This window comes from Streptococcus sp. K0074 (genome assembly GCF_048843365.1).
Lineage (GTDB): Bacteria > Bacillota > Bacilli > Lactobacillales > Streptococcaceae > Streptococcus > Streptococcus mitis_BM.
This window is the reverse complement of record NZ_CP184836.1, coordinates 1,756,041-1,778,379: the sequence shown is the minus strand read 5'-3', so window position 1 is coordinate 1,778,379 and position 22,339 is coordinate 1,756,041. Positions and strand designations below refer to the sequence as shown.

The following is a 22,339-nucleotide window of genomic DNA, read 5'->3' as shown; positions in this document are numbered from 1 at the left end:
ATGTCAAAAAAGTATTAGATACTAAGCCCTCTATTTATACTAAAGGATTTAAGACTCCTAAAATTAGCAAAGGAGAATCAGATGCACAAGATTTTATTAGTAGAAGATGATCAGGTCATTCGGCAACAGGTCGGGAAAATGCTCTCTGAATGGGGATTTGAAGTGGTTCTGGTAGAAGACTTTATGGAAGTTTTGAGTCTTTTTGTCCAGTCTGAGCCTCATCTGGTCCTCATGGATATTGGTTTGCCCTTGTTTAATGGCTATCACTGGTGTCAGGAAATCCGCAAGATTTCCAAGGTCCCCATCATGTTTCTGTCTTCGAGAGACCAGGCTATGGATATTGTCATGGCAATCAATATGGGGGCGGATGACTTTGTGACCAAGCCTTTTGACCAGCAGGTTCTTTTAGCCAAGGTTCAGGGCTTGTTGCGTCGTTCCTATGAGTTTGGGCGTGACGAGAGTTTACTGGAATATGCCGGTGTTATACTCAATACCAAATCCATGGATTTACATTATCAAGGTCAAATCTTGAATTTGACTAAGAATGAATTCCAGATTTTACGCGTGTTGTTTGAGCATGCGGGCAATATTGTAGCGCGTGACGACCTGATGCGGGAACTTTGGAACAGTGACTTTTTCATTGATGATAATACGCTCTCTGTCAATGTGGCTCGTTTGCGTAAAAAGTTGGAAGAGCAGGGCTTGGTAGGATTTATCGAGACCAAGAAAGGGATAGGGTACGGATTAAAGCATGCTTGATTGGAAACCATTTTTTCTAGCCTATCTGCGCTCCCGTAGTCGTCTGTTTGTCTATCTGCTTTCTTTGACGTTTCTAGTTTTGCTCTTTCAGTTTTTATTTGCCAGTCTAGGAATTTACTTTCTCTACTTTTTCCTGCTGTGTTGCTTTGTAACCATCTTATTTTTCACTTGGGACATATTGGTGGAGATGCAGATTTATCGCCAGGAAATTCTCTATGGGGAGAGGGAAGCCAAATCTCCTTTGGAAAGAGTTTTAGCAGAAAAATTAGAAGCGCGTGAGATGGAACTCTATCAGCAGAGGTCAGACGCAGAAAGAAAACTGACAGATTTGTTGGATTACTATACCTTGTGGGTCCATCAGATAAAGACCCCCATTGCAGCTAGTCAACTCTTAGTTGCAGAAGTAGCTGACCGCCAATTAAAGCAGCAATTAGAACAGGAAATTTTCAAGATTGATTCCTATACCAATCTAGTCTTACAGTACCTGCGTTTAGAAAGTTTTCATGATGATTTGGTCTTAAAGCAGGTTCAAATTGAGGACTTGGTCAAGGAAATAATTCGTAAATATGCTCTTTTCTTTATTCAAAAAGGCCTAAATGTCAATCTACATGACCTTGATAAAGAAATCGTGACGGATAAAAAGTGGCTACTAGTGGTCATTGAACAAATTATCTCAAACAGTCTCAAGTACACCAAGGAAGGTGGTCTGGAGATTTATATGGAAGGGCAAGAACTCTGTATCAAGGATACAGGAATAGGGATAAAAAACAGTGATGTCCTCCGAGTCTTTGAACGTGGATTTTCAGGATATAATGGCCGCCTAACCCAGCAGTCATCTGGACTTGGACTTTACCTATCTAAGAAAATTTCTGAAGAACTGGGGCACCAGATTCGTATCGAGTCTGAGGTCGGAAAAGGAACGATAGTACGGATTCAGTTTGCTGACATGAATCTAATAATTGAGTGAGCATAGACGAAAAGAGACTGGGGGAAAACCATTTTTTACAGGGATTGAGTTTTTACACAATCTCTTTTTCCTATATTTCAGGATATTTGAAAATTGTATTTTAGAAAAATAATAATAGAGTTCTTGATACGGGATATAGTATAAATACTGGTTCAAAGTGAAGTTTTGTATGCTTTATACTTTTGTTGAGTATAAAATCTATAAACTAAGGGTGAATTACAAAAATTAATTTGAGATGAAGTGAATTGTAGACTTGGGAAATGTCTCCTATTCGATTTCAGAATGAATCGTTGATACAGGATTAAAAGAACTACAGCTTTCTTTTTATTTTGAATGAGATAGGTGTATATAGATTTGTGTAACTGGTGTAGAACTGTTTCCAAGAATTTATTGAATGTATCGAATACACACATTCTATTGATTTTGAACCAGTTTTTAATTTCTAAATGTTATAATAGTTTTATCAAGTAAAAGGAGACTGCCATGATTGGAGACAATATAAAATTCTTACGAAAATCACATAATCTGATATAACCAGAATTTTCACGGATTGTGGGTGTGTCACGAAATAGCCTAAATCGTTAGAAAAACTGAAAAAGCTTACTTTCAATAGAAGTATTGGAAATATTCATTTTACATCTATCAAAGAAACATGGGATAGACCTATATTTTACAAAATAGCAAATTATATTTTGAATGATAGTAAAAACTGCAGAACTTGTGTGATTTACAATTATTGCACTCAATGTCTGAGTATCGCACTGTCTGAAATAAGGAATAGTAGAGATTGTTCTGAGATATGTAAAAAAACGCATTAGCAAGGAGTATCGTATATGCTACCATATCTTAAAACTATTAGATGGTATCTCTTCTTTAATTTTCTTTTTGGTGTAGTATCGAATATCTGCACAGCTTTGTTACCGTATTTCACGCAGGCATTAATCAAAGGGGATTATCAAGTAGCTCTATATGGTTACTCTATGTCAGTGGCAGGCTATTTGAGTTGTAACTATATCCAAATGATACTTGATTGGAAGCAGGGGATTATCTTTTCGACTACTTTGAAAAATGAGTGGTTTCGTTCACTTCTGGGACTCAGTCACCACGATTTCAAGCAGAAAACAGTAGCAGAGTATATTTCCTATCAATCTAATGACCTAGATTCGTTGGAAAAGGATTACCTTCCTCCATTGATGAGTTTTATCAAACAAATTTTACGTATCATCATTTACGCTTTCATTATTAGCAGAACAATTAATCCTATTGTATCACTGATTTTAATCTTTTCCACTGGAATTAGTATTCAAATTCCTAAAATCGTTGGGAAGTTGACCGCTAATCGTAGACAGGTTTACTTGAAAAAACAAGGAGATTACTATCGAACTTTGGAGGATTTGCTCATGGGACATCATTTGGTAAATAAACTAACTATGTCGCATTTTTTGAATCAACAAAAGAGCTCTCTAAAGAATTTGCAGGATAAGTATTTTAAGTATGGTTTGACAAAAATTACAGGCATCTTATTGACAGGTGTTTCTTTTGAATTCATTAGTCTTGTTCTGTTTATTTATTTAGCCTACTCTTTATCTCACCAGCAACTCGGTATTCCTGAGGTGGTGGCGAGTTTCGGATATATTAATGCTTTTTCTGAACCAATACAGGAAATCCTTTATGATTTACAAATGTTAGAGTCCGTAAAGCCTGTAATCAAGAGTTTTCAAAACATTGTTGGGAGACCCGTTTCAGTTCAAGCACCTCAACATTCTTTTGATACGATTACTTTGAAAAACATTTCCAAACAACTGGGAGAATCAAAATTGATAATTACTTCCGCTACGATTCAAAAAGGGGATAAAATTGCGCTTATTGGTAAGAATGGGTCTGGAAAAAGTAGTCTTCTCAACATTTTAAATGGAACAGATGAAGATTTTGAAGGACAAATTGTGCTAGATGGGCTTGTTTTGGACCATCTTTGGGGAAGATTCGGTATGATTCTGCAACAAGAACATACATTTATTTCAAGTTATGAAAATAATGTAACGCTATTCAATAGTTTCAATGAAAAATTCAGAGAAGAAGATTTTGAAAAAATTCCACCACAATCCCTGTCAGGTGGTCAGCAACAACGAATGTATTTAAATCGTGAGAAAAATCGTAAAAATCCATTGCTTATCCTAGACGAACCTTTCTCTGCATTGGATACTAATCAGTTTAAAATGGAATTGGAAAGAGTTCTGGAACTACCAAGTGCCGTCATTGTTACTTTACATCGCCAAAACGAATTATTAAGTAAGTTTGACCAAGTTTGGGAAATTAAGAATGGAGAACTTGTAATTTTGAAATAGCTAAATTATAAAGAATAAAACGCATAGTATCAAGGTTCAGGAGATACCGTTTTTCCTTCTTCGGATAAGGAAACAAAAATTTCTTGCTTCATCTATCTATTCAATTGATAGATTTCGTCAGAGAAAAACTGTAAAATTTTTGATATAATATAAAGGATGGACTGATGGATATTTAAATGATAATGTTCAAAAGAATCACAGGTAAGAATTAAAAACATGTCAGTTTGGACAGAACTCTCTCTACCATCATCCATGCAGAAACAAGATTATATGAAATAAAAGGAGTAACCAATGTCCGGAAACTATTCAACACGGGAATACCGTGAGAAATTATACGATGACCTTCATGTTCGATTAAGAGATACAGTGATTTTGATGTGTGCGATTTTTATTGCCTCTATCGGCCTAAATATGAATTCAACAGCTGTCATTATTGGAGCTATGCTGATTTCCCCTCTTATGACACCGATTGTTGGACTGGGGTTTGGTGATGGAGATCATGTCCTATCTTCACTTTGATTATTGGAAAAAAACGGCTCGGTCAGGAGCTAGTATGAATAAGGAGAACAAATGAAACGTTTAAAAATGTTATGGCATATTATGCAGGTTACGGGTTTTACTCGGTTTGCTCTGAGTTTTGTGACCTTTGTTTTTGGGTCAGGAGGCGTGCTTTTCCTAGTTGAACCTGCTATCACAAATTACGGAGACGGTCTTTGGTATGCTTTTGTGACTTCGACGACTGTCGGCTACGGGGATCTCCTAGCTGTGACCTTGATTGGAAGGATTACCAGTGTCTTCTTGACGATTTATGGGCTCATATTTTTTGGCTGTTTATCAGCTGTTATTTTTAATTATTATACCAATTTAAATAAGGAAAGAGGAGAGGACAAATGACTGCCAATTATTCAACACGGGAATACCGTGAGAAATTATACGATGACCTTCATGTTCGATTGAGAGATACAGCGATTTTGATGTGTGCAATTTTTATTGCCTCTATCGGACTAAATATGAATTCAACAGCTGTCATTATAGGAGCCATGTTGATTTCACCTCTCATGACACCGATTGTTGGACTGGGATTCGGTTTAGCTATTTTTGATACGCGTTTAATCAAGCAATCTCTAGAGGTTTTATTGACTCAAGTGTTGGTCAGTTTGCTTGTCTCGACTCTGTATTTCTGGATTTCTCCCTTGTCTTATGCAAGTAGCGAGTTGATTGCACGAACCTCTCCAACCATTTGGGATGTCCTCATTGCTATTGCTGGTGGGATTGCTGGTGTGATCGGTTCAAGGAAAAAAGAAGCAAACAATATCGTGCCAGGAGTAGCCATTGCTACAGCTCTGATGCCGCCTATCTGTACTGCTGGCTATGGTTTAGCTAATGGGAATGTACGATTTTTATTGGGGGCTCTCTATCTTTTCTTGATCAACTGTGTCTTTATCATGCTAGCCAACATTGTTGGAACAAGAATTTTGATGAGAAAATCTCCTTTAACTTCATTTAAAGAGCTGAGCATTAAAATGAGAATTGGCTTGATATCTTTGATTGTATTGTTGATTCTTCCAGCTAGCTATTCGGCAGTTACTCTGACAATAGAACAAGCGCGCAAAGAAGGGATCAAACAGTTTGTAGGAAAAGAGTTCGCCAATTATACGGTTATTAATCAAGTCTACAAGTCAAGTAACAATGAATTGGTCTTGACGGTTGTTGGAGATCCGATTTCAGAAGAAGAATTAGAAACACTCCACCAAAAACAAGCCTCTTACGGTATTCAATCTGTTCAATTGAAAGTGAATCAAGTTCAGAACTCGCCAACATTAGATAGTGAAGCGACCAAGGAATTTTATGAAAACATTGACAAGTATATTGATCAAAAACTCTCTGAAAAAGATTCACAAAACGATCTCGTAAAAGAAAATGAAGCAGACAAGGATTGAGGATATTAACCTTATCCAACTCATGAAAGCAAATCTTGTGTGGTGGTTTGGTCAATCACTACTAGTTCAGATTAAATAAAATATAAAAAGCAACAGCTGTTCAGTTGTTGCTTTTTAGCTAGCTAGGATTTTATCCTAGGTTTTATTTTTTATTTCTCAACTCGTGATTTGTTGGCGATATCAGCTAGGATAGCTTGAACAAAGTCATCAACTGAGACAGTTTGTGTTTCTTTTTGGCCATAGCGACGAACGTTAACAGTTCCGTCTTCCATTTCCTTGTCCCCAACGATCAATTGGTAAGGAATCTTGCTGGTTTGTGAAGCACGGATCTTGAACTGCATTTTTTCATTGCGCTCATCTACATCTGCACGGACACCGCGGTCACGGAGTTTCTTAGCCACTTCCCAAGCGTAGTCCACGTGTTTTTCGTTAGATACTGGGATGAGGGTTACTTGGTGAGGTGCAAGCCAAGTTGGGAAGGCACCTTTGTAGTTCTCAATCAAGATAGCTGTGAAGCGTTCCATAGTTGAGATAACTCCACGGTGGATCATAACTGGACGGTGCTCTTCGCCATCAGCTCCGATGTATTTAAGGTCGAAGCGTTCTGGAAGCAAGAAGTCAAGTTGGATAGTAGAAAGGGTTTCTTCTTTTCCAAGGGCTGTCTTAACTTGAATATCCAATTTTGGTCCGTAGAAGGCTGCTTCACCTTCGGCTTCAAAGTAATCCACACCCATTTCATCAAGAGCTGCACGAAGCATGGTTTGGGCATTTTCCCACATTTCATCGTTATCAAAGTACTTGTGAGTATCTTGAGGGTCACGAAGAGAGAGGCGGAAGCGGTATTCAGTCAAGTTGAAATCTTCATAAACATCGATAATCAACTGAAGGGCACGCTGGAATTCTTCTTGGATTTGTTCTGGAGTAACGAAAAGGTGACCGTCGTTAAGAGACATTTCACGTACACGTTGAAGACCAGTAAGGGCACCTGATTTTTCATAACGGTGCATCATACCGATTTCAGCGATACGGATTGGCAATTCACGGTAAGAGTGAACATGGTGTTTGAAGACTTGGATGTGGTGCGGACAGTTCATTGGACGAAGGACAAATTCTTCCCCGTCCCCCATGTCCATAGTTGGGAACATGTCTTCTTGGTAATGATCCCAGTGACCAGAAGTCTTGTAAAGTTCAACAGAAGCAAGTGGTGGAGTGTAAACGTGTTGGTAGCCTGAAGCCAACTCCTTGTCAACGATATAGCGTTCCAACTCACGACGAATAGTCGCACCATTTGGCAACCAGAATGGAAGTCCTTGACCAACCTCTTGTGAAATCATGAAGAGGTCAAGCTCTTTCCCAAGTTTACGGTGGTCACGTTCTTTGGCTTCTTCACGCATTTGAAGGTAGTTTTTCAAGTCTTTTTTGTCAAACCAAGCTGTACCGTAGATACGTTGCATCATAGCGTTGTCGCTATTTCCACGCCAGTAAGCACCTGCTACATGGAGAAGGTGGAAGATTTGGATACGACCTGTTGAAGGAACGTGTGGGCCACGGCAGAGGTCCACATATTCACCTTGACGGTAGATAGTCAAACCGCCCTCGTCTTCAGAGTGTTCTTCAATCAATTCCAACTTGTAAGGGTCGTTCTTGAAGATTTCACGTGCCTCGTCTTTAGTCACTTCTTCACGGATTGATGGGAAATTTTCTTTGACAATTTTTTGCATTTCTTCTTCGATACGAGGAAGGTCTTCGTTAGAGATTTGACCAGCTGTGTTGTCAGTATCATAGTAGAAACCATCTTCGATGGCTGGACCAACTCCCAAGTGAATGTCTGGGAAAAGACGACGAGCTGCTTGGGCGAACAAGTGAGCAGCTGAGTGACGCAAGATTGGAAGGGCATCTTCGTGATCAGGTGTCACGATTTCGATGCTTCCATCTTCAGTGATAGCACGAGTAGTGTCGATGAGTTTGCCGTTGAATTTACCAGCCAAGGCTTTTTTAGCTAGGGAATTGCTGATAGATTGGGCAATTTCAAAAGTAGTAACGCCAGCTTCGAATTCACGAACAGCGCCATCTGGGAAAGTAATGTTAATCATGATGTTCTCCTTACTTATATTATTGACGAATGTGTGAACCCTATTTTAAAAACAGGGACAGAGGATTTTGAAAGCTAGAAAAACAAAAAGCGACATCCTCAAAAGGACGTCGCAACGTGGTTCCACCTTCATTTATGTTCCTCAAAAAAGAGGGACACCTCTGATTGGCTCTAACGTGGCCGCCGTTTTATGTTTTCATAAAAAACTCAAGAGTAGTATCAGTTTAGGCTCTCTATGCGTTTCCAGCAACCACGCACTCTCTAGTAGAAAGGGACTAAGTGACTTGTCTCTATGGATTATTATAGCATGATTGTGAGATTTTTCAAGGATTTTGTGAAAGTTTTTTGTTTTTCATTTTTTGTAGAATATGCTTGATGCCAATACCGGAAGCCATGCCCACCAGAGCAAAGATTTCATAGGCTAAAAAGTAAAACCAGATAAATTCACCGAAGGTTATGATAGTAAAGCAAAAGAGCAGTCCGTTACCAATTAACCACCAAAGTGAGAAACGGAAACGGTAGCTATAGAGTAGCGATATAATCAAGATTACCAGAGGTGTAAAGAAGAGAAGATTGTTTATACAGAGTCCCTTGAGTGTAAGGGGGTCAGAAACAACTAGCAAGACCAACTCATAAAGTGGCCAATAAAAGAAAAATATGACCAGATAGTAGGGGAGATGGGAATAGAATCTACGCATGATAATCACCTCGTTTTAAAAAACAGACAACTTGGATTTCTTGCTATGATTGTTATAGCATGTTTAAAACAAGAAAGTAAATCTGTTGACAAAGAAGTTAGTTATTGGTAGAATAGGGATTGTCGTAAAGACAAATAACTTCTTCTTGGTTACAGGCATGCCAACCTGTCACTCGGATGAAGCCAAATAAAAAGGAGAAACATCATGGCAATCTCAAAAGAGAAAAAAAATGAAATCATCGCACAATATGCACGTCACGAAGGTGATACAGGTTCAGTAGAGGTTCAAGTTGCTGTCCTTACTTGGGAAATCAACCACCTTAACGAACACATCAAACAACACAAAAAAGACCACGCTACTTACCGTGGATTGATGAAAAAAATCGGTCGCCGTCGTAACTTGCTTGCATACTTGCGTAAAAACGACGTTAACCGTTACCGTGAGTTGATCAACTCTCTAGGACTTCGTCGTTAATTCAAGATACAAAGGCCGTCAAAAGCACAAAGCAAAAATAGGAAAATTGACGAAGAAACTTTAGTTTTTAGGAAATTTTATCTTTTTTGCCAAGTGCTTAGGCCGTGTTCAATTGAGCATATCTTGATAATGAAGCTACTCTAAAATGGGTAGCTTTTTTGTATGGATTTTAGCCCGGGCTCAAATCAGCTCTCTGACTTCAGAGGGCTTTTTTATTGAGGTTTTATCGGTCACAATTTTGGAGACTACAAAAACTGAGTAACCCACCTTAATAGCGGATTGTGTGTTTTATCGGTCACAATTTTGGAGACTACAAAAACCTCAAATGGTATCAGCTAATTACACCATAAGGGTGCGTAGCTACTCGGCTTGAAAAGCCGAGTAGCTGTCTGCAAGCCCCTTCGGAGAGCCCACACTTTACGAAGTAAAGTATAGTATGTTATACTTTACATGGAAGTAGTCACCGAATTCCAGTTAGAAATTACTTTGTAACTACGTTTTGAGGAGGAGTAAAATGCTTTCCTATGTTCGACATTACCCACTAGCGATAGCTAAATTAATGTGTCTGTGCTCTCCTAAAATCTGCTGATTTATTACTGACTAATACAGGAGGTTTTTATGGGACAGACAATCATATCTGCTATTGGTGTTTATATTTCCACCAGTATCGATTATTTAATTATTTTATTTATTTTATTTGCACAGCTATCACAGAATAAACAAAAATGGCATATTTATGCGGGGCAATATCTAGGCACAGGCTTACTTGTAGGGGCGAGTTTAGTTGCTGCTTATGTCGTTAATTTCGTGCCTGAAGAATGGATGGTTGGATTGCTTGGTTTAATCCCTATCTATTTAGGGATTCGCTTTGCAATTGTTGGAGAAGGTGAGGAAGAAGAGGAAGAAGAGGAAGAAATTATTGAAAGATTAGAACAAAGCAAGGCAAATCAACTGTTTTGGACAGTTACATTGCTGACAATTGCGTCTGGCGGAGATAATTTAGGTATCTATATACCTTATTTTGCTTCGTTAGATTGGTCACAGACCCTCGTGGCGTTGCTTGTGTTTGTAATCGGCATAATTATCTTATGCGAGATTAGTCGGGTGTTATCCTCTATTCCGTTAATATTCGAGACAATTGAAAAATACGAGCGAATCATTGTGCCCTTAGTATTCATTCTACTTGGACTATACATCATGTATGAAAATGGCACGATAGAGACTTTTCTGACCGTGTAGATTTTTTTGTTTCACTAGGATTTTATCCCGAGCTCAAATTGGCTCTCTGATTTTCAGAGGGCTTTTTATGTTGTCACCTTACCTCGACATACTCAAGTTTAATCTTCGGTTACGGTTCCTAGCACAATAAAACCAACTATATTCATTTGTTCTCATCTTGTTACGCAGTTGAAAATATGGTATACTTTTTCATGAGAATTTTCTAAATTTTTAAGATTCTATCATAGGAGGTTTGCATGCTTTCCAAATTTTCTGGAAGCCGACAAGACCAGCAATTTGTGTTACTTTTAGTTATTTTGCTAGGTATTTTAGGGATTTCTCTCTTTCTAGCAGTTTCTATGGGATCTGTTGCGATTGATCTAGAAGATACCTATCGGATTATTTTGAGCAGGTTGGGATTTCCTCTTGAGATAGGAGAGGTTTCCAAGTCTACTCTTGCCATTGTATGGAACATGAGATTCCCCCGAGTATTGTTAGGTCTGATAGTAGGAGCAGGCCTTTCTATGTGTGGTAGTGTGATGCAGTCCACAGTGAACAATCCCATCGCAGAGCCTTATGTCTTAGGCATCTCTGCTGGTGCAACTCTAGGAGCAACCTTGAGCATCATTCTTGGTTTAAAAGTGATGATTAGCTTTGGAGCTTTTCTTGGAGCTATTTTGGCAACAATTGCTGTCCTCATCATTGCCTCTATGCAGGGAAGGATGACGACTTCCAGTCTGATCTTATCAGGAACGGTGGTCAACGCTCTTTTTCTAGCTTTTTCCAACTTTATTATCTCAGTTGGCGCTAATGCGGATAGTGTGATGACCATTAAGTTTTGGACCATGGGCTCGCTCGCTGGAACTTCCTGGGTAGACTTGGTCCTGCCAACTATAGTAGTAGGAATAGCCTTTCTATTTTTCTCTACTCAGTATCGTGTTTTCAATGCGATGATGATGGGAGATGAGGCTGCTTTAACTTTGGGGATTCCCTTACGCTTTTATTGGTATCTTTATGTGACCATGGTGGCTGTGCTAACAGCAGTCTTAGTGGCAACCTGTGGGATTATTGGATTTGTCGGTCTGATTACTCCACATTTAGCTCGAGGGTTAGTAGGAACGAATTACAAGAGGCTTTTTCCTGTTGCAACCTTGCTGGGTGCCCTCTTTGTCATTTGGGCCGACGTACTCTCCCGTATCATCATTCCAAACGCAGAGCTTCCTATTGGTATTTTCACAGCCTTAGTAGGTGCTCCCTTCTTTATCTACATTGTTGGAGGTCGGCGAAGGGAGGTGAGGAGCTGATATGGATTTGATTTGTCAGGATATTCACTTTGGACTGGGAGAGAAAAAAATCCTAAAGGGAGTTTCTCTTAAAGTTGAAGGGCATCAATTTCACACGATATTAGGACCAAATGGAAGCGGGAAAACCAGTCTACTTAAACTCCTCTATCGTCAGGAAAAGGCGGATAAAGGCTTGATAAGCTTAGATGGAAAGCCACTGGAGCATTGGTCACTCAAAGAAACAGCCAAGCAAATGGCAGTTGTAACCCAGTTTAACCAGCTGCAGTTTGATTGTACAGTTGAAGAAATCGTCTTGCTGGGAAGAACTCCCCACCTCTCTTTTTTACAGAAGGAAAAGGAAAGAGATTATACCCTTGTTCAAGATGCCCTCGTTAAGGTGGATATGCTTGAGAAGAAAACTCGTCTCTATTCGTCCCTGTCAGGAGGAGAGAAACAGCGAGTCTTACTAGCCCGCGCCTTGGCGCAAGAACCGACTCTCTTACTCCTGGACGAACCAACCAATCACCTGGATATCAAGTATCAGCTAGACTTGTTGGCCATTGTGAAGAATCTCAAGGTCAATGTTCTAGCTGTCCTGCATGATATTCAACTTGCTTGTCGCTATTCGGATTATCTCTATCTGATGAAAGAGGGGGAAATCCTTTACCAAGGGACTCCAAAGGAGACCATCACCCCTGAGTCATTGCAAACTGTATACGGAGTTCAAAGTCAGGTTACTTGGACCGAAGATCAGCAAGCCATGATTCACTATTTATAAGAATGAAAAGGAAAACAAGATGAAAAAAACACTAAGCATTTTACTCGTAACAGTAGCTACCCTAACCATGGCAGCTTGTGGTAACACTACTACAGAAAAAGCTACCACACAGTCTAGTACAGAAACAAGTCAAAAGGCTAACGCAGAGACGACTTATCCACTAACGGTCAAAACCTATGACGCGAAAGGGAATGAAGTCGAACAAGTCTTTGACAAGGCACCTGAAAAAGTTATCACTAACAATCTTTCAACCACTGAAATCTTATTGGAGTTGGGGTTGAAGGATAAAATTGTTGGCATGCTCAATCCAGACAATGCTGTGACGGACAAATACAAGGACGCGATTGCGACTATTCCTCAAATTGGGGATAAAAAAACAGTCTCACAAGAGACAGTCCTTTCTTATGAGCCAGACGCTGTGATGGGTCGAAACATGATGTTTTCTGAAAAATCCTTGGGGACAGTTAGCACTTGGAATGAAAATAAAATCCCAGTTTATACGCAAAAAGCTTCTCTCTCAACGATTCAGCAAGATTTGGGGAATATTGTAGAAGATGTCAAAAATCTTGGAATGATTTTTAATGTTCAGGAAAAGTCCAATGAATACGCAGCCCAATTACAAACTAAAATTGACGCTGTTAAGAAAGCAAACTCAGCAAGCCAAGGTGAAAAGAAAAAGGCTTTGATTATGGTTGCTTATAATGATGAAACCTTCGGTGCCTACAAGTCTGCTTTGCAAGAAAGTTTGCTGAACCAACTTGGTTATACAAACGTTGCTACGGGGACATCAGGCTTGACCTTGGAAAATCTCGTGTCAATGGATCCTGAATTGATTATCTATGTAACCAGCGATCGTAATAAAAAATTGGATGAAAAAGCAGTAGAGTTGATGAAAGCAAATGCTGTTTTGGAAAGCGTTCCTGCTATTAAGAATCAAAAAATCATGACTATCTCTTACGATGAATTGATGGACTATGGTCCAGCAGTGATTGATTCCCTTGAGAAAATCAATGACTTTATCAATAAATAATGAGTTTGATTGGGAAGGAATTCAAGTCAAAATCAGCCTTCCCTCTAACTACGACCCCAATCAAACCTATCCGGCTATTTTATTGAATGATGGAAACTTGGACTTCCTATCGTCCCTTTCCGAATCTGTGATTTTAGTGGGCTTGACCTCTAAAAATCGCTTAGACGACTACACTCCCTGGGCAACATCAGCTCTGAGAGATGGAGCTCCAGATTTTGGCGGTCAGGCAAATGTCTATCATGATCATTTATTTGGAGGTCTTTTAGACAAGTTGCAGTCGCTTTATCGCCTGGACGAAACTCGCCTTGCTTATGGAGGCTACTCACTAGGTGGTTTGGCGGCAGTCTACAGTCTTTTCAGCTTTGACAAGGTTTCCTGTGTCTTTTCCATCTGCGGTTCCTTTTGGTATCCTGATTTTGTGACTTACTGCAAGGCAGAGACAGTGAAAAATCTAGACTGTTTGCTGTATTTACAAAATGGTCAAACAGAAGGAGCACACCATACTAATCGTTTGGCTCAAGCACCAGTCTATGCTGAGCAGATTCATACCAGTCTTCAGAAATACTATTCGAACGGTCAGTTTGTCTTTGATCCTTATGGACACCATGAACAAGTAGCTGAGCGATTTCTAGCTTTTTCTAACTGGTTGGCTCAAAAATGGAAAATCGAATAAAAGATTTATCCCTTGGCAAAAGCCAAGGGATTGTTCTATTTATTTAACCAAGTTTTTCTCTTTTCTTATCTGGATTCCAGACGAAGCTTGCGATAAAGCTAAAGATGATGGTTAGGATAGCGAGGATAATGGCAAGGATGAGGGCAGGGATGCGGATAAACCACCATAGTGGGTTTGGTTTTTTATCATTGTGCCATTGTTTCGTTTCTTGGTCCAGACGTTGGAATTCTGTTTGGATTCGATTGGCGACTGTTTCAATGCCTTCATCATTCATTTTCTTGATATCTGAGATATCTATTGGATTTCCAAAGTTCATATCAACACGCTCACGGCTAACCAAGCCTTTTAAAGTCATGGGACCTGTATAGGTAACAGGCATGATACGGACCTTGGCCATCTTGGCAATCAGAGCTACGCCACCCTTGACATCGTTTGAGTGACGGCTCCCGCTTGGAAACATGATGAGAGCGCGATCACTTTTTTTGAGAACATAGATAGGATATTTGATGGCAGAAGCGCTAGGATTTTCACGGTCGATAGGAAAAGCGCCACACATACGAATCCACCAACCAAAAATACGGTTGGTGAAGAGCTCTTTTTTGGCCATAAAGATAAACTGTTTTGGCTTGGTCGCAAAGGCCATGTAAACAGGATCCCACCAAGTGCGGTGAGGGGCAACCAGAATATAATTTTCATCTTGATTAGGAATTTTATCAGTATTATGATAATGGGCATTGCCATTGATGGACCATAGGAGTAAGACAACCAATCCACGTAAATAAGTATAAAACATGCGATCTCCTTCGATTATTTTCTTGTTATTATTATACCTTATCAAAGGAGGGCTGGCAAACTTTTCCCTTGACTAGGTCCATATTTGGGATGAAATTAGAATTCTTTTAGAAAAAATGGTATGATAGAATTTATGGATAAAAATAAGATTATGGGATTAACCCAAAGAGATGTCAAGGAAAGACAGGCTAAGGGCTTGGTCAATGATTTTACTGCATCGGCCAGTACTAGCACTTGGCAAATCGTTAAACGAAATGTCTTTACCCTTTTTAACGCTTTGAACTTTGCCATTGCTTTGGCCCTTGCCTTTGTGCAGGCTTGGAGCAATTTGGTCTTTTTTGCTGTTATCTGCTTTAACACTTTTTCTGGGATTGTGACTGAGCTACGGGCCAAACACATGGTGGACAAGCTTAATCTCATGACCAAGGAAAAGGTCAAAACCATTCGTGATGGCCAGGAAGTTGCTCTGAATCCTGAAGAATTGGTGTTAGGAGATGTCATTCGTTTGTCTGCAGGAGAGCAGATTCCTAGTGATGCCTTGGTTTTGGAAGGCTTTGCGGAAGTCAATGAAGCCATGTTGACGGGTGAAAGTGATTTGGTGCAAAAGGAAGTTGACGCCTTGCTTTTGTCAGGAAGTTTCCTAGCTAGTGGGTCAGTTTTAGCTCAAGTTCACCATGTCGGTGCAGACAACTATGCTGCCAAACTCATGCTGGAAGCCAAGACCGTTAAACCTATCAACTCCCGTATCATGAAATCGCTGGACAAGTTAGCAGGTTTTACTGGAAAGATTATCATTCCTTTTGGTCTGGCTCTCTTGCTAGAAGCCTTGATGTTGAAAGGTCTGCCTCTCAAGTCATCCGTTGTAAATTCGTCGACAGCCCTGCTGGGAATGTTGCCTAAGGGAATTGCCCTTTTGACCATTACTTCGCTCTTGACAGCGGTGATTAAGTTGGGCTTGAAAAAGGTCTTGGTTCAGGAAATGTACTCTGTTGAGACCTTGGCGCGCGTGGATATGCTCTGTCTGGACAAGACAGGCACCATCACCCAAGGAAAGATGCAGGTGGAGGCTGTTCTTCCTTTGACCGAAGAGTATGGAGAGTCAGCGCTTGCTAGCATCTTGGCCAGCTATATGGCCCATAGTGAGGATAAAAATCCAACAGCTCAAGCCATTCGCCAGCGTTTTGTGGGAGAAGTAGCCTACCCTATGCTTTCCAATCTGCCTTTCTCAAGCGACCGGAAGTGGGGAGCCATGGAGTTAGAAGGTTTGGGAACAGTTTTCTTAGGGGCGCCTGAGATGTTGCTGGATTCTGAGGTACCAGAAGCCAGGGAGGCCTTGGAGAGAGGTTCACGTGTCTTGGTCTTAGCTCTCAGTCAGGAGAAATTAGACCATCACAAACCACAGAAACCTTCTGATATTCAGGCTCTAGCCTTGCTGGAAATCTTGGACCCCATTCGAGAGGGAGCAGCAGAGACGCTGGACTATCTTCGTTCTCAGGAAGTGGGATTGAAAATTATCTCTGGTGATAATCCAGTCACTGTTTCAAGTATTGCCCAGAAGGCTGGTTTTGCGGACTACCACAGCTATGTAGATTGCTCCAAAATTACGGATGAGGAATTGGTTTCTATGGCTGAGGAGACTGCCATTTTCGGACGTGTTTCCCCTCATCAAAAGAAACTCATCATCCAAACGCTGAAAAAAGCGGGTCATACAACAGCTATGACAGGGGATGGAGTTAATGATATCCTGGCCCTTCGTGAGGCGGATTGTTCTATCGTGATGGCTGAGGGAGATCCTGCGACTCGTCAGATTGCCAATCTGGTTCTCTTGAACTCTGACTTTAATGATGTTCCTGAGATTCTCTTTGAAGGTCGTCGCGTGGTCAATAACATTGCCCATATCGCCCCGATTTTTTTGATTAAGACCATCTACTCATTCTTGCTCGCAGTTATCTGTATCGCCAGTGCTTTACTAGGTCGGTCTGAGTGGATCTTGATTTTCCCTTTCATTCCAATCCAGATTACCATGATTGACCAGTTCGTGGAAGGTTTCCCACCGTTCGTTTTGACTTTTGAGCGAAATATCAAACCTGTCGAGCCAAACTTCCTCAGAAGATCCATGCTTCGTGCCCTACCAAGTGCTCTTATGGTCGTCTTCAGTGTGCTTTTTGTGAAAATATTTGGAAGTAGCCAAGGTTGGTCTGAGTTAGAAATCTCAACTCTCCTCTATTATCTCTTGGGGTCAATTGGTTTCTTATCCGTATTTAGAGCCTGCATGCCATTTACCCTATGGCGTGTCCTATTGATTGTTTGGTCAGTAGGAGGCTTCCTAGCCACAGCTCTCTTCCCAAGAATTCAAAAATTGCTTGAAATTTCAACCTTAACAGGACAAACATTGCCTGTTTATGGTGTCATGATGTTGGTCTTTACTGTGATTTTCATCCTGACTAGTCGCTATCAAGTTAGAAAATAAAGAAAGGCTGCAATCTGTGGATTGCGGTCTTTTTAGGTGAAGGAGTACTAGCTGAAATGTGGTATAATAAGAGGGAATAGAGTTTTGGAAAGTGAGAGAAGATGATTTCAAAGAGATTAGAATTAGTGGCGTCCTTTGTGCCACAGGGTGCCATTTTACTCGACGTGGGAAGTGACCATGCTTATCTGCCTATCGAGTTAGTCGAAAGAGGCCAAATCAAAAGCGCCATTGCAGGTGAGGTAGTGGAAGGTCCCTACCAGTCTGCTGTTAAAAATGTTGAGGCTCACGGTCTAAAGGAAAAAATCCAAGTCCGTTTAGCCAATGGTCTGGCAGCTTTTGAAGAGGCAGACCAAGTGTCGGTCATTACCATTGCTGGTATGGGTGGTCGTTTGATTACTAGGATTTTAGAAGAAGGCTTGGAGAAGCTTGGCAATGTGCAATGTTTAATCCTCCAGCCCAATAATCGTGAAGATGACTTGCGCATCTGGTTGCAAGACCATGGTTTCCAGATTGTAGCTGAAAGCATCTTAGAAGAAGCTGGCAAGTTTTACGAGATTTTGGTGGTGGAAGTAGGACAAATGAAGCTATCATCCAGTGATGTTCGCTTTGGCCCCTTCTTGTCCAAAGAAGTCAGTCCAGTCTTTGTCCAAAAATGGCAAAAAGAAGCTGCCAAGCTAGAGTATGCCCTTGGACAAATCCCAGAGAAAAATCTGGAGGAACGTCAAGTTCTAGTAGATAAAATTCAAGCCATCAAGGAGGTTCTCCATGCTAGCAAGTGAAGTAATTAACGCATATGAAGCCTTTTGCCCTCAGGAATTTTCCATGGAGGGAGACAGTTGTGGCCTGCAAATTGGAACTTTGGACAAGGATATCCAAAGTGTCATGGTGGCTCTGGATATTCGTGAAGAGACGGTGGCAGAGGCCATTGAAAAGGGTGTGGACTTGATTATCGTCAAGCACGCGCCGATTTTCCGTCCCATCAAGGACTTGGTAGCCAGCCGTCCACAAAATCAGATTTACATTGATCTCATTAAGCATGACATCGCAGTTTATGTCAGCCATACCAATATTGACATCGTTGAAAATGGCCTTAATGACTGGTTTTGCCAGATGCTAGGCATTGAAGAGACGACTTATTTGCAGGAAACTGGCCCTGAACGTGGAATTGGACGTATTGGAAATGTTCAGCCTCAGACATTTGGGGAATTGGCCCAGAATGTCAAGAAAGTCTTTGGTTTAGATAGTCTTCGATTGGTGCATTATCAAGAGAGTGATTTGCAGAAGTCTATTTCAAGAGTGGCCATCTGTGGTGGAAGTGGGCAGTCATTCTATAAGGATGCTTTGGCAAAGGGGGCAGATGTCTATATCACTGGTGATATTTACTACCACACTGCCCAGGATATGTTGTCTGATGGCTTGCTAGCATTGGACCCAGGTCACTATATTGAAGTGCTGTTTGTGGAAAAAATCGCAGAGCTTCTTACTCAATGGAAAGAGGAAAAAGGATGGGAACTAGAGATTTTACCTAGTCAAGCATCGACCAATCCTTTCCACCATATCTAGTTAGAAAGTGAAAACAATGAAAAAAGTTGCCATTATCGGAGCAGGGATTGTAGGTGCAACAGCTGCCTACTACCTCTCTAAAGAAAGTGATCTAGAAGTAACCGTCTTTGACCATGGACAAGGTCAAGCTACCAAGGCCGCAGCAGGAATTATCAGCCCCTGGTTTTCCAAACGCCGCAACAAGGCCTGGTACAAAATGGCACGCTTGGGAGCTGACTTTTATGTGGATTTGTTGGCTGATTTAGAAAAGTCAGGGCAAGAAATCGACTTTTACCAGCGTTCGGGAGTCTTTCTCTTGAAAAAGAATGAATCCAAGTTGGAAGAACTCTATCAACTAGCCCTCCAGCGCAGAGAAGAATCTCCCTTGATAGGGCAATTAGCCATTCTGGCCCCAGCATCAGCTAATGAATTATTCCCTGGCTTGCAGGGATTTGATCGCTTGCTCTATGTTTCTGGTGGAGCGAGAGTAGATGGTCAACTCTTAGTGACTTGTTTGCTAGAAGTCAGTCAGGTCAAGCTGGTCAAAGAAAAAGTGACTCTGACACCTTTAGCATCAGGCTACCAGATTGGTGAAGAGGTGTTTGATCAGGTTATTTTGGCGACGGGAGCTTGGTTGGGGGATATGTTAGAACCCTTGGGTTATGCTGTGGATGTCCGTCCTCAAAAAGGACAACTCCGAGATTATCATCTGGCCCAAGACATGGAAGCTTACCCTGTGGTTATGCCAGAAGGGGAGTGGGATTTGATTCCTTTTGCAGGTGGGAAATTGTCCTTAGGTGCTACTCATGAAAATGACATGGGATTTGATTTGACGGTAGATGAAACCTTACTCCAACAAATGGAGGAGGCAGCCTTGCCTCACTATCCAGTTTTAGCTAGAGCCACTTCAAGAGCTGAGCGTGTGGGAATCCGTGCCTATACCAGTGATTTCTCTCCTTTCTTTGGGCAAGTCCCAGGCTTAGCAGGTGTCTATGCTGCTAGTGGACTAGGTTCATCAGGCCTCACAACTGGTCCTATCATTGGTTACCATCTAGCTCAACTGATCCAAGGCAAGGAGATGACCTTGGATCCTCTAAACTATCCAATTGAAAACTATGTCAAACGAGTAAAAAGCGAATAAGAATTTTACTGAAATTTTATCCTACCCTCTAGGATGGCAAATGACATTCCCTATCAAAAATGGTAAAATAAGAAAAAATAATCCGAGAATCGAGGAAAGAAGATGCAAGAAAAGATTTTGGTAACGGGTGGAGCAGGTTTTATCGGAACCCACACAGTTATTGAGTTAATCCAAGCAGGTCATCAGGTTGTTGTGGTGGATAACCTTGTTAATAGTAACAGAAAAAGTTTAGAAGTTGTTGAAAGAATCACAGGAGTTGAAGTGCCGTTCTATGAGGCAGATATCCGTGATACAGATACTCTTCGTGACATTTTCAAGCAAGAAGAACCAACAGGGGTCATTCACTTTGCTGGTTTGAAGGCTGTCGGTGAATCTACCCGTATCCCTCTTGCCTATTATGATAACAATATCGCAGGAACTGTCAGTCTTCTAAAAGCCATGGAAGAAAACAACTGTAAAAACATCATTTTCAGTTCTTCTGCAACAGTTTACGGAGATCCTCATACAGTGCCAATCTTGGAAGATTTCCCACTTTCAGTGACCAACCCATACGGTCGTACCAAGCTTATGCTTGAGGAAATTTTGACAGATATCTACAAGGCAGACTCAGAATGGAATGTGGTCTTGCTTCGTTACTTCAACCCAATCGGAGCCCATGAAAGTGGAGACCTAGGAGAAAATCCAAACGGTATTCCAAACAACCTCTTGCCATATGTGACTCAAGTAGCCGTTGGAAAATTAGAGCAGGTGCAAGTGTTTGGAGACGATTACGATACGGAAGACGGAACTGGTGTTCGTGACTATATCCACGTTGTCGATTTGGCTAAAGGTCACGTCGCAGCTCTGACAAAAATCCAAAAAGGTTCAGGCCTAAACGTTTATAACCTTGGAACAGGTAAAGGCTACTCAGTTCTTGAAATTATCCAAAACATGGAAAAAGCAGTGGGACGTCCAATTCCTTACCGCATCGTAGACCGTCGCCCAGGGGATATCGCAGCCTGCTATTCAGATCCTGCAAAAGCCAAAGCAGAACTCGGCTGGGAAGCAGAACTCGACATCACCCAAATGTGTGAAGATGCATGGCGTTGGCAAAGCAAGCATCCAAATGGATTTGAAGACTAAGATGGTGATGTCAATCATTGTTCCCTGTTTAAACGAAGAGGAAGTACTTCCTCTTTTTTATCAGGCTTTGGAAGCTTTACTTCCAGATTTGGAAACAGAAATCGAGTATGTCTTTGTCGATGATGGATCGAGCGATGGGACCTTGGAACTCTTAAAGGTCTATCGAGAACAAAATCCGGCAGTGCATTATATTTCTTTCTCACGAAATTTTGGCAAAGAAGCAGCTCTGTATGCAGGCTTGCAGCATGCGACTGGAGACCTAGTGGTGGTGATGGATGCAGACCTCCAAGATCCTCCTAGTATGTTGCTTGAAATGAAAGCCTTACTAGACCAGAATGCAGATTTGAACTGTGTAGGAACACGAAGAACCAGTCGAGAGGGAGAACCCTTCTTTCGCAGTTTCTGTGCTGATCTCTTTTACCGCCTCATGCAAAAAATCAGTCCAGTAGCCCTGCCGTCTGGTGTTCGTGATTTTCGCATGATGAGAAGGTCTGTAGTCGATGCCATTTTAAGTTTGACTGAGTCCAATCGTTTTTCTAAGGGACTCTTCGCATGGGTTGGTTTTAAAACCTACTATCTGGACTATCCAAATGTCGAAAGGAAGGCTGGTAAGACCAGTTGGAGTTTTAGGCAACTTTTTTTCTACTCCATTGAAGGGATTGTTAATTTTTCAGATTTTCCCTTGATTATCGCCTTTGCGGCTGGCCTCCTATCTTGTTTCATTTCTCTGCTAATGACCTTTTTTGTTGTGGTTAGGACTCTCATTTTGGGCAATCCGACATCAGGTTGGACCTCTCTGATGGCTGTTATTCTCTTTCTTGGGGGAATCCAACTCTTGACCATTGGGATTCTCGGCAAGTATATCAGTAAGATTTATCTAGAGACTAAAAAAAGACCACTTTATCTTATCAAAGAAAAAAGCGACCTTCCTGATTTTACAGAAAAAAATAAAGTGAAAAGACTATAATTTTACATGGAAATGTGCTAAACTAGAGGGAGTGGATTATCGCCATTG

General features: G+C 41.0%; 20 protein-coding genes and 1 pseudogene. 18 read left to right on the top strand and 3 right to left on the bottom strand.

Going from position 1 to position 22,339, the window contains the following annotated elements:
• Positions 1 to 81 precede the first annotated feature (81 nt).
• From ACN076_RS08700 to ACN076_RS08675, 6 genes and pseudogenes are all read left to right on the top strand, one after another.
• A complete protein-coding gene (locus tag ACN076_RS08700; RefSeq protein WP_050260337.1) occupies positions 82 to 759 on the top strand; it encodes a response regulator transcription factor in 678 nt (225 codons plus the stop codon).
• Complete coding sequence (locus tag ACN076_RS08695; protein ID WP_420789841.1) at positions 752 to 1,726, top strand: HAMP domain-containing histidine kinase; 975 nt, start codon at positions 752 to 754, stop codon at positions 1,724 to 1,726. The genes ACN076_RS08700 and ACN076_RS08695 overlap by 8 nt, the downstream gene beginning before the upstream one ends.
• 833 nt (positions 1,727 to 2,559) lie before the next feature.
• A complete protein-coding gene (locus ACN076_RS08690; protein ID WP_004242726.1) occupies positions 2,560 to 4,071 on the top strand; it encodes an ATP-binding cassette domain-containing protein in 1,512 nt (503 codons plus the stop codon).
• A gap of 291 nt (positions 4,072 to 4,362) precedes the next feature.
• Positions 4,363 to 4,560 (top strand): annotated as a pseudogene (locus tag ACN076_RS08685) (hypothetical protein); the annotation flags it as partial.
• Between the two features lie 81 nt (positions 4,561 to 4,641).
• On the top strand, positions 4,642 to 4,965 hold the full coding sequence (locus tag ACN076_RS08680; protein WP_000825751.1) for a potassium channel family protein: 324 nt from the start codon (positions 4,642 to 4,644) through the stop codon (positions 4,963 to 4,965).
• Positions 4,962 to 6,011 carry a DUF389 domain-containing protein gene (locus tag ACN076_RS08675; protein ID WP_000126416.1) on the top strand — a complete coding sequence of 350 codons (1,050 nt, stop codon included), beginning with the start codon at positions 4,962 to 4,964 and terminating at the stop codon, positions 6,009 to 6,011. The genes ACN076_RS08680 and ACN076_RS08675 overlap by 4 nt, the downstream gene beginning before the upstream one ends.
• A 149-nt stretch (positions 6,012 to 6,160) precedes the next feature.
• Here the strand turns inward: ACN076_RS08675 and thrS are convergent, their stop codons facing one another.
• A complete protein-coding gene (gene thrS / locus ACN076_RS08670; protein ID WP_084927160.1) occupies positions 6,161 to 8,104 on the bottom strand; it encodes a threonine--tRNA ligase in 1,944 nt (647 codons plus the stop codon).
• A 322-nt stretch (positions 8,105 to 8,426) separates the two neighbouring features.
• Entirely contained in the window at positions 8,427 to 8,801 is a 375-nt protein-coding gene (locus ACN076_RS08665) for a hypothetical protein (protein WP_020903629.1), read from the bottom strand.
• Positions 8,802 to 9,005: 204 nt separating this feature from the next.
• On the opposite strand from ACN076_RS08665, the gene rpsO reads away from it, so the two are divergent.
• The 6 genes from rpsO (at position 9,006) to ACN076_RS08635 (ending at position 14,257) form a co-directional block, all read left to right on the top strand.
• Positions 9,006 to 9,275 (top strand): 30S ribosomal protein S15, encoded by a 270-nt coding sequence (gene rpsO / locus ACN076_RS08660; protein ID WP_001018251.1) that lies wholly within the window; start codon positions 9,006 to 9,008, stop codon positions 9,273 to 9,275.
• Positions 9,276 to 9,893: 618 nt separating this feature from the next.
• Positions 9,894 to 10,514: a CadD family cadmium resistance transporter gene (locus ACN076_RS08655; protein WP_000531713.1), complete on the top strand. Its 621-nt coding sequence runs from the start codon at positions 9,894 to 9,896 to the stop codon at positions 10,512 to 10,514.
• A gap of 236 nt (positions 10,515 to 10,750) precedes the next feature.
• Positions 10,751 to 11,797: an iron ABC transporter permease gene (locus tag ACN076_RS08650; protein ID WP_261072644.1), complete on the top strand. Its 1,047-nt coding sequence runs from the start codon at positions 10,751 to 10,753 to the stop codon at positions 11,795 to 11,797.
• Position 11,798: 1 nt separating this feature from the next.
• Positions 11,799 to 12,554 (top strand): ABC transporter ATP-binding protein, encoded by a 756-nt coding sequence (locus tag ACN076_RS08645; protein ID WP_261038458.1) that lies wholly within the window; start codon positions 11,799 to 11,801, stop codon positions 12,552 to 12,554.
• A gap of 19 nt (positions 12,555 to 12,573) precedes the next feature.
• Positions 12,574 to 13,584: an ABC transporter substrate-binding protein gene (locus tag ACN076_RS08640; protein ID WP_261039844.1), complete on the top strand. Its 1,011-nt coding sequence runs from the start codon at positions 12,574 to 12,576 to the stop codon at positions 13,582 to 13,584.
• A complete protein-coding gene (locus ACN076_RS08635) occupies positions 13,565 to 14,257 on the top strand; it encodes an alpha/beta hydrolase-fold protein (RefSeq protein ID WP_261038466.1) in 693 nt (230 codons plus the stop codon). Before ACN076_RS08640 ends, ACN076_RS08635 begins: the two co-directional genes overlap by 20 nt.
• A gap of 43 nt (positions 14,258 to 14,300) precedes the next feature.
• On the opposite strand, the gene ACN076_RS08630 is transcribed toward ACN076_RS08635, so the two are convergent.
• Positions 14,301 to 15,050, bottom strand: coding sequence for a 1-acyl-sn-glycerol-3-phosphate acyltransferase (locus ACN076_RS08630; protein WP_261038468.1), 750 nt, complete (start codon positions 15,048 to 15,050; stop codon positions 14,301 to 14,303).
• A 132-nt stretch (positions 15,051 to 15,182) separates the two neighbouring features.
• On the opposite strand from ACN076_RS08630, the gene ACN076_RS08625 reads away from it, so the two are divergent.
• The 6 genes from ACN076_RS08625 to ACN076_RS08600 all read left to right on the top strand — a co-directional run bounded on the left by ACN076_RS08625 (position 15,183) and on the right by ACN076_RS08600 (position 22,291).
• Entirely contained in the window at positions 15,183 to 17,519 is a 2,337-nt protein-coding gene (locus ACN076_RS08625; RefSeq protein ID WP_420790248.1) for a cation-translocating P-type ATPase, read from the top strand.
• A gap of 101 nt (positions 17,520 to 17,620) precedes the next feature.
• Positions 17,621 to 18,298 carry a tRNA (adenine(22)-N(1))-methyltransferase gene (locus tag ACN076_RS08620; protein ID WP_420789840.1) on the top strand — a complete coding sequence of 226 codons (678 nt, stop codon included), beginning with the start codon at positions 17,621 to 17,623 and terminating at the stop codon, positions 18,296 to 18,298.
• Positions 18,285 to 19,082, top strand: a complete 798-nt coding sequence (locus ACN076_RS08615) for a Nif3-like dinuclear metal center hexameric protein (RefSeq protein WP_420789839.1) — start codon at positions 18,285 to 18,287, stop codon at positions 19,080 to 19,082. The genes ACN076_RS08620 and ACN076_RS08615 overlap by 14 nt, the downstream gene beginning before the upstream one ends.
• A 16-nt stretch (positions 19,083 to 19,098) precedes the next feature.
• The gene (locus ACN076_RS08610) at positions 19,099 to 20,202 is read left to right on the top strand and encodes an NAD(P)/FAD-dependent oxidoreductase (RefSeq protein WP_420789838.1); all 1,104 of its coding nucleotides are present in this window, start codon (positions 19,099 to 19,101) and stop codon (positions 20,200 to 20,202) included.
• 102 nt (positions 20,203 to 20,304) lie between these two features.
• Positions 20,305 to 21,324 carry a UDP-glucose 4-epimerase GalE gene (gene galE / locus ACN076_RS08605; RefSeq protein WP_023945473.1) on the top strand — a complete coding sequence of 340 codons (1,020 nt, stop codon included), beginning with the start codon at positions 20,305 to 20,307 and terminating at the stop codon, positions 21,322 to 21,324.
• A 1-nt stretch (position 21,325) separates the two neighbouring features.
• On the top strand, positions 21,326 to 22,291 hold the full coding sequence (locus ACN076_RS08600; RefSeq protein WP_031227988.1) for a glycosyltransferase family 2 protein: 966 nt from the start codon (positions 21,326 to 21,328) through the stop codon (positions 22,289 to 22,291).
• Positions 22,292 to 22,339 lie beyond the last annotated feature (48 nt).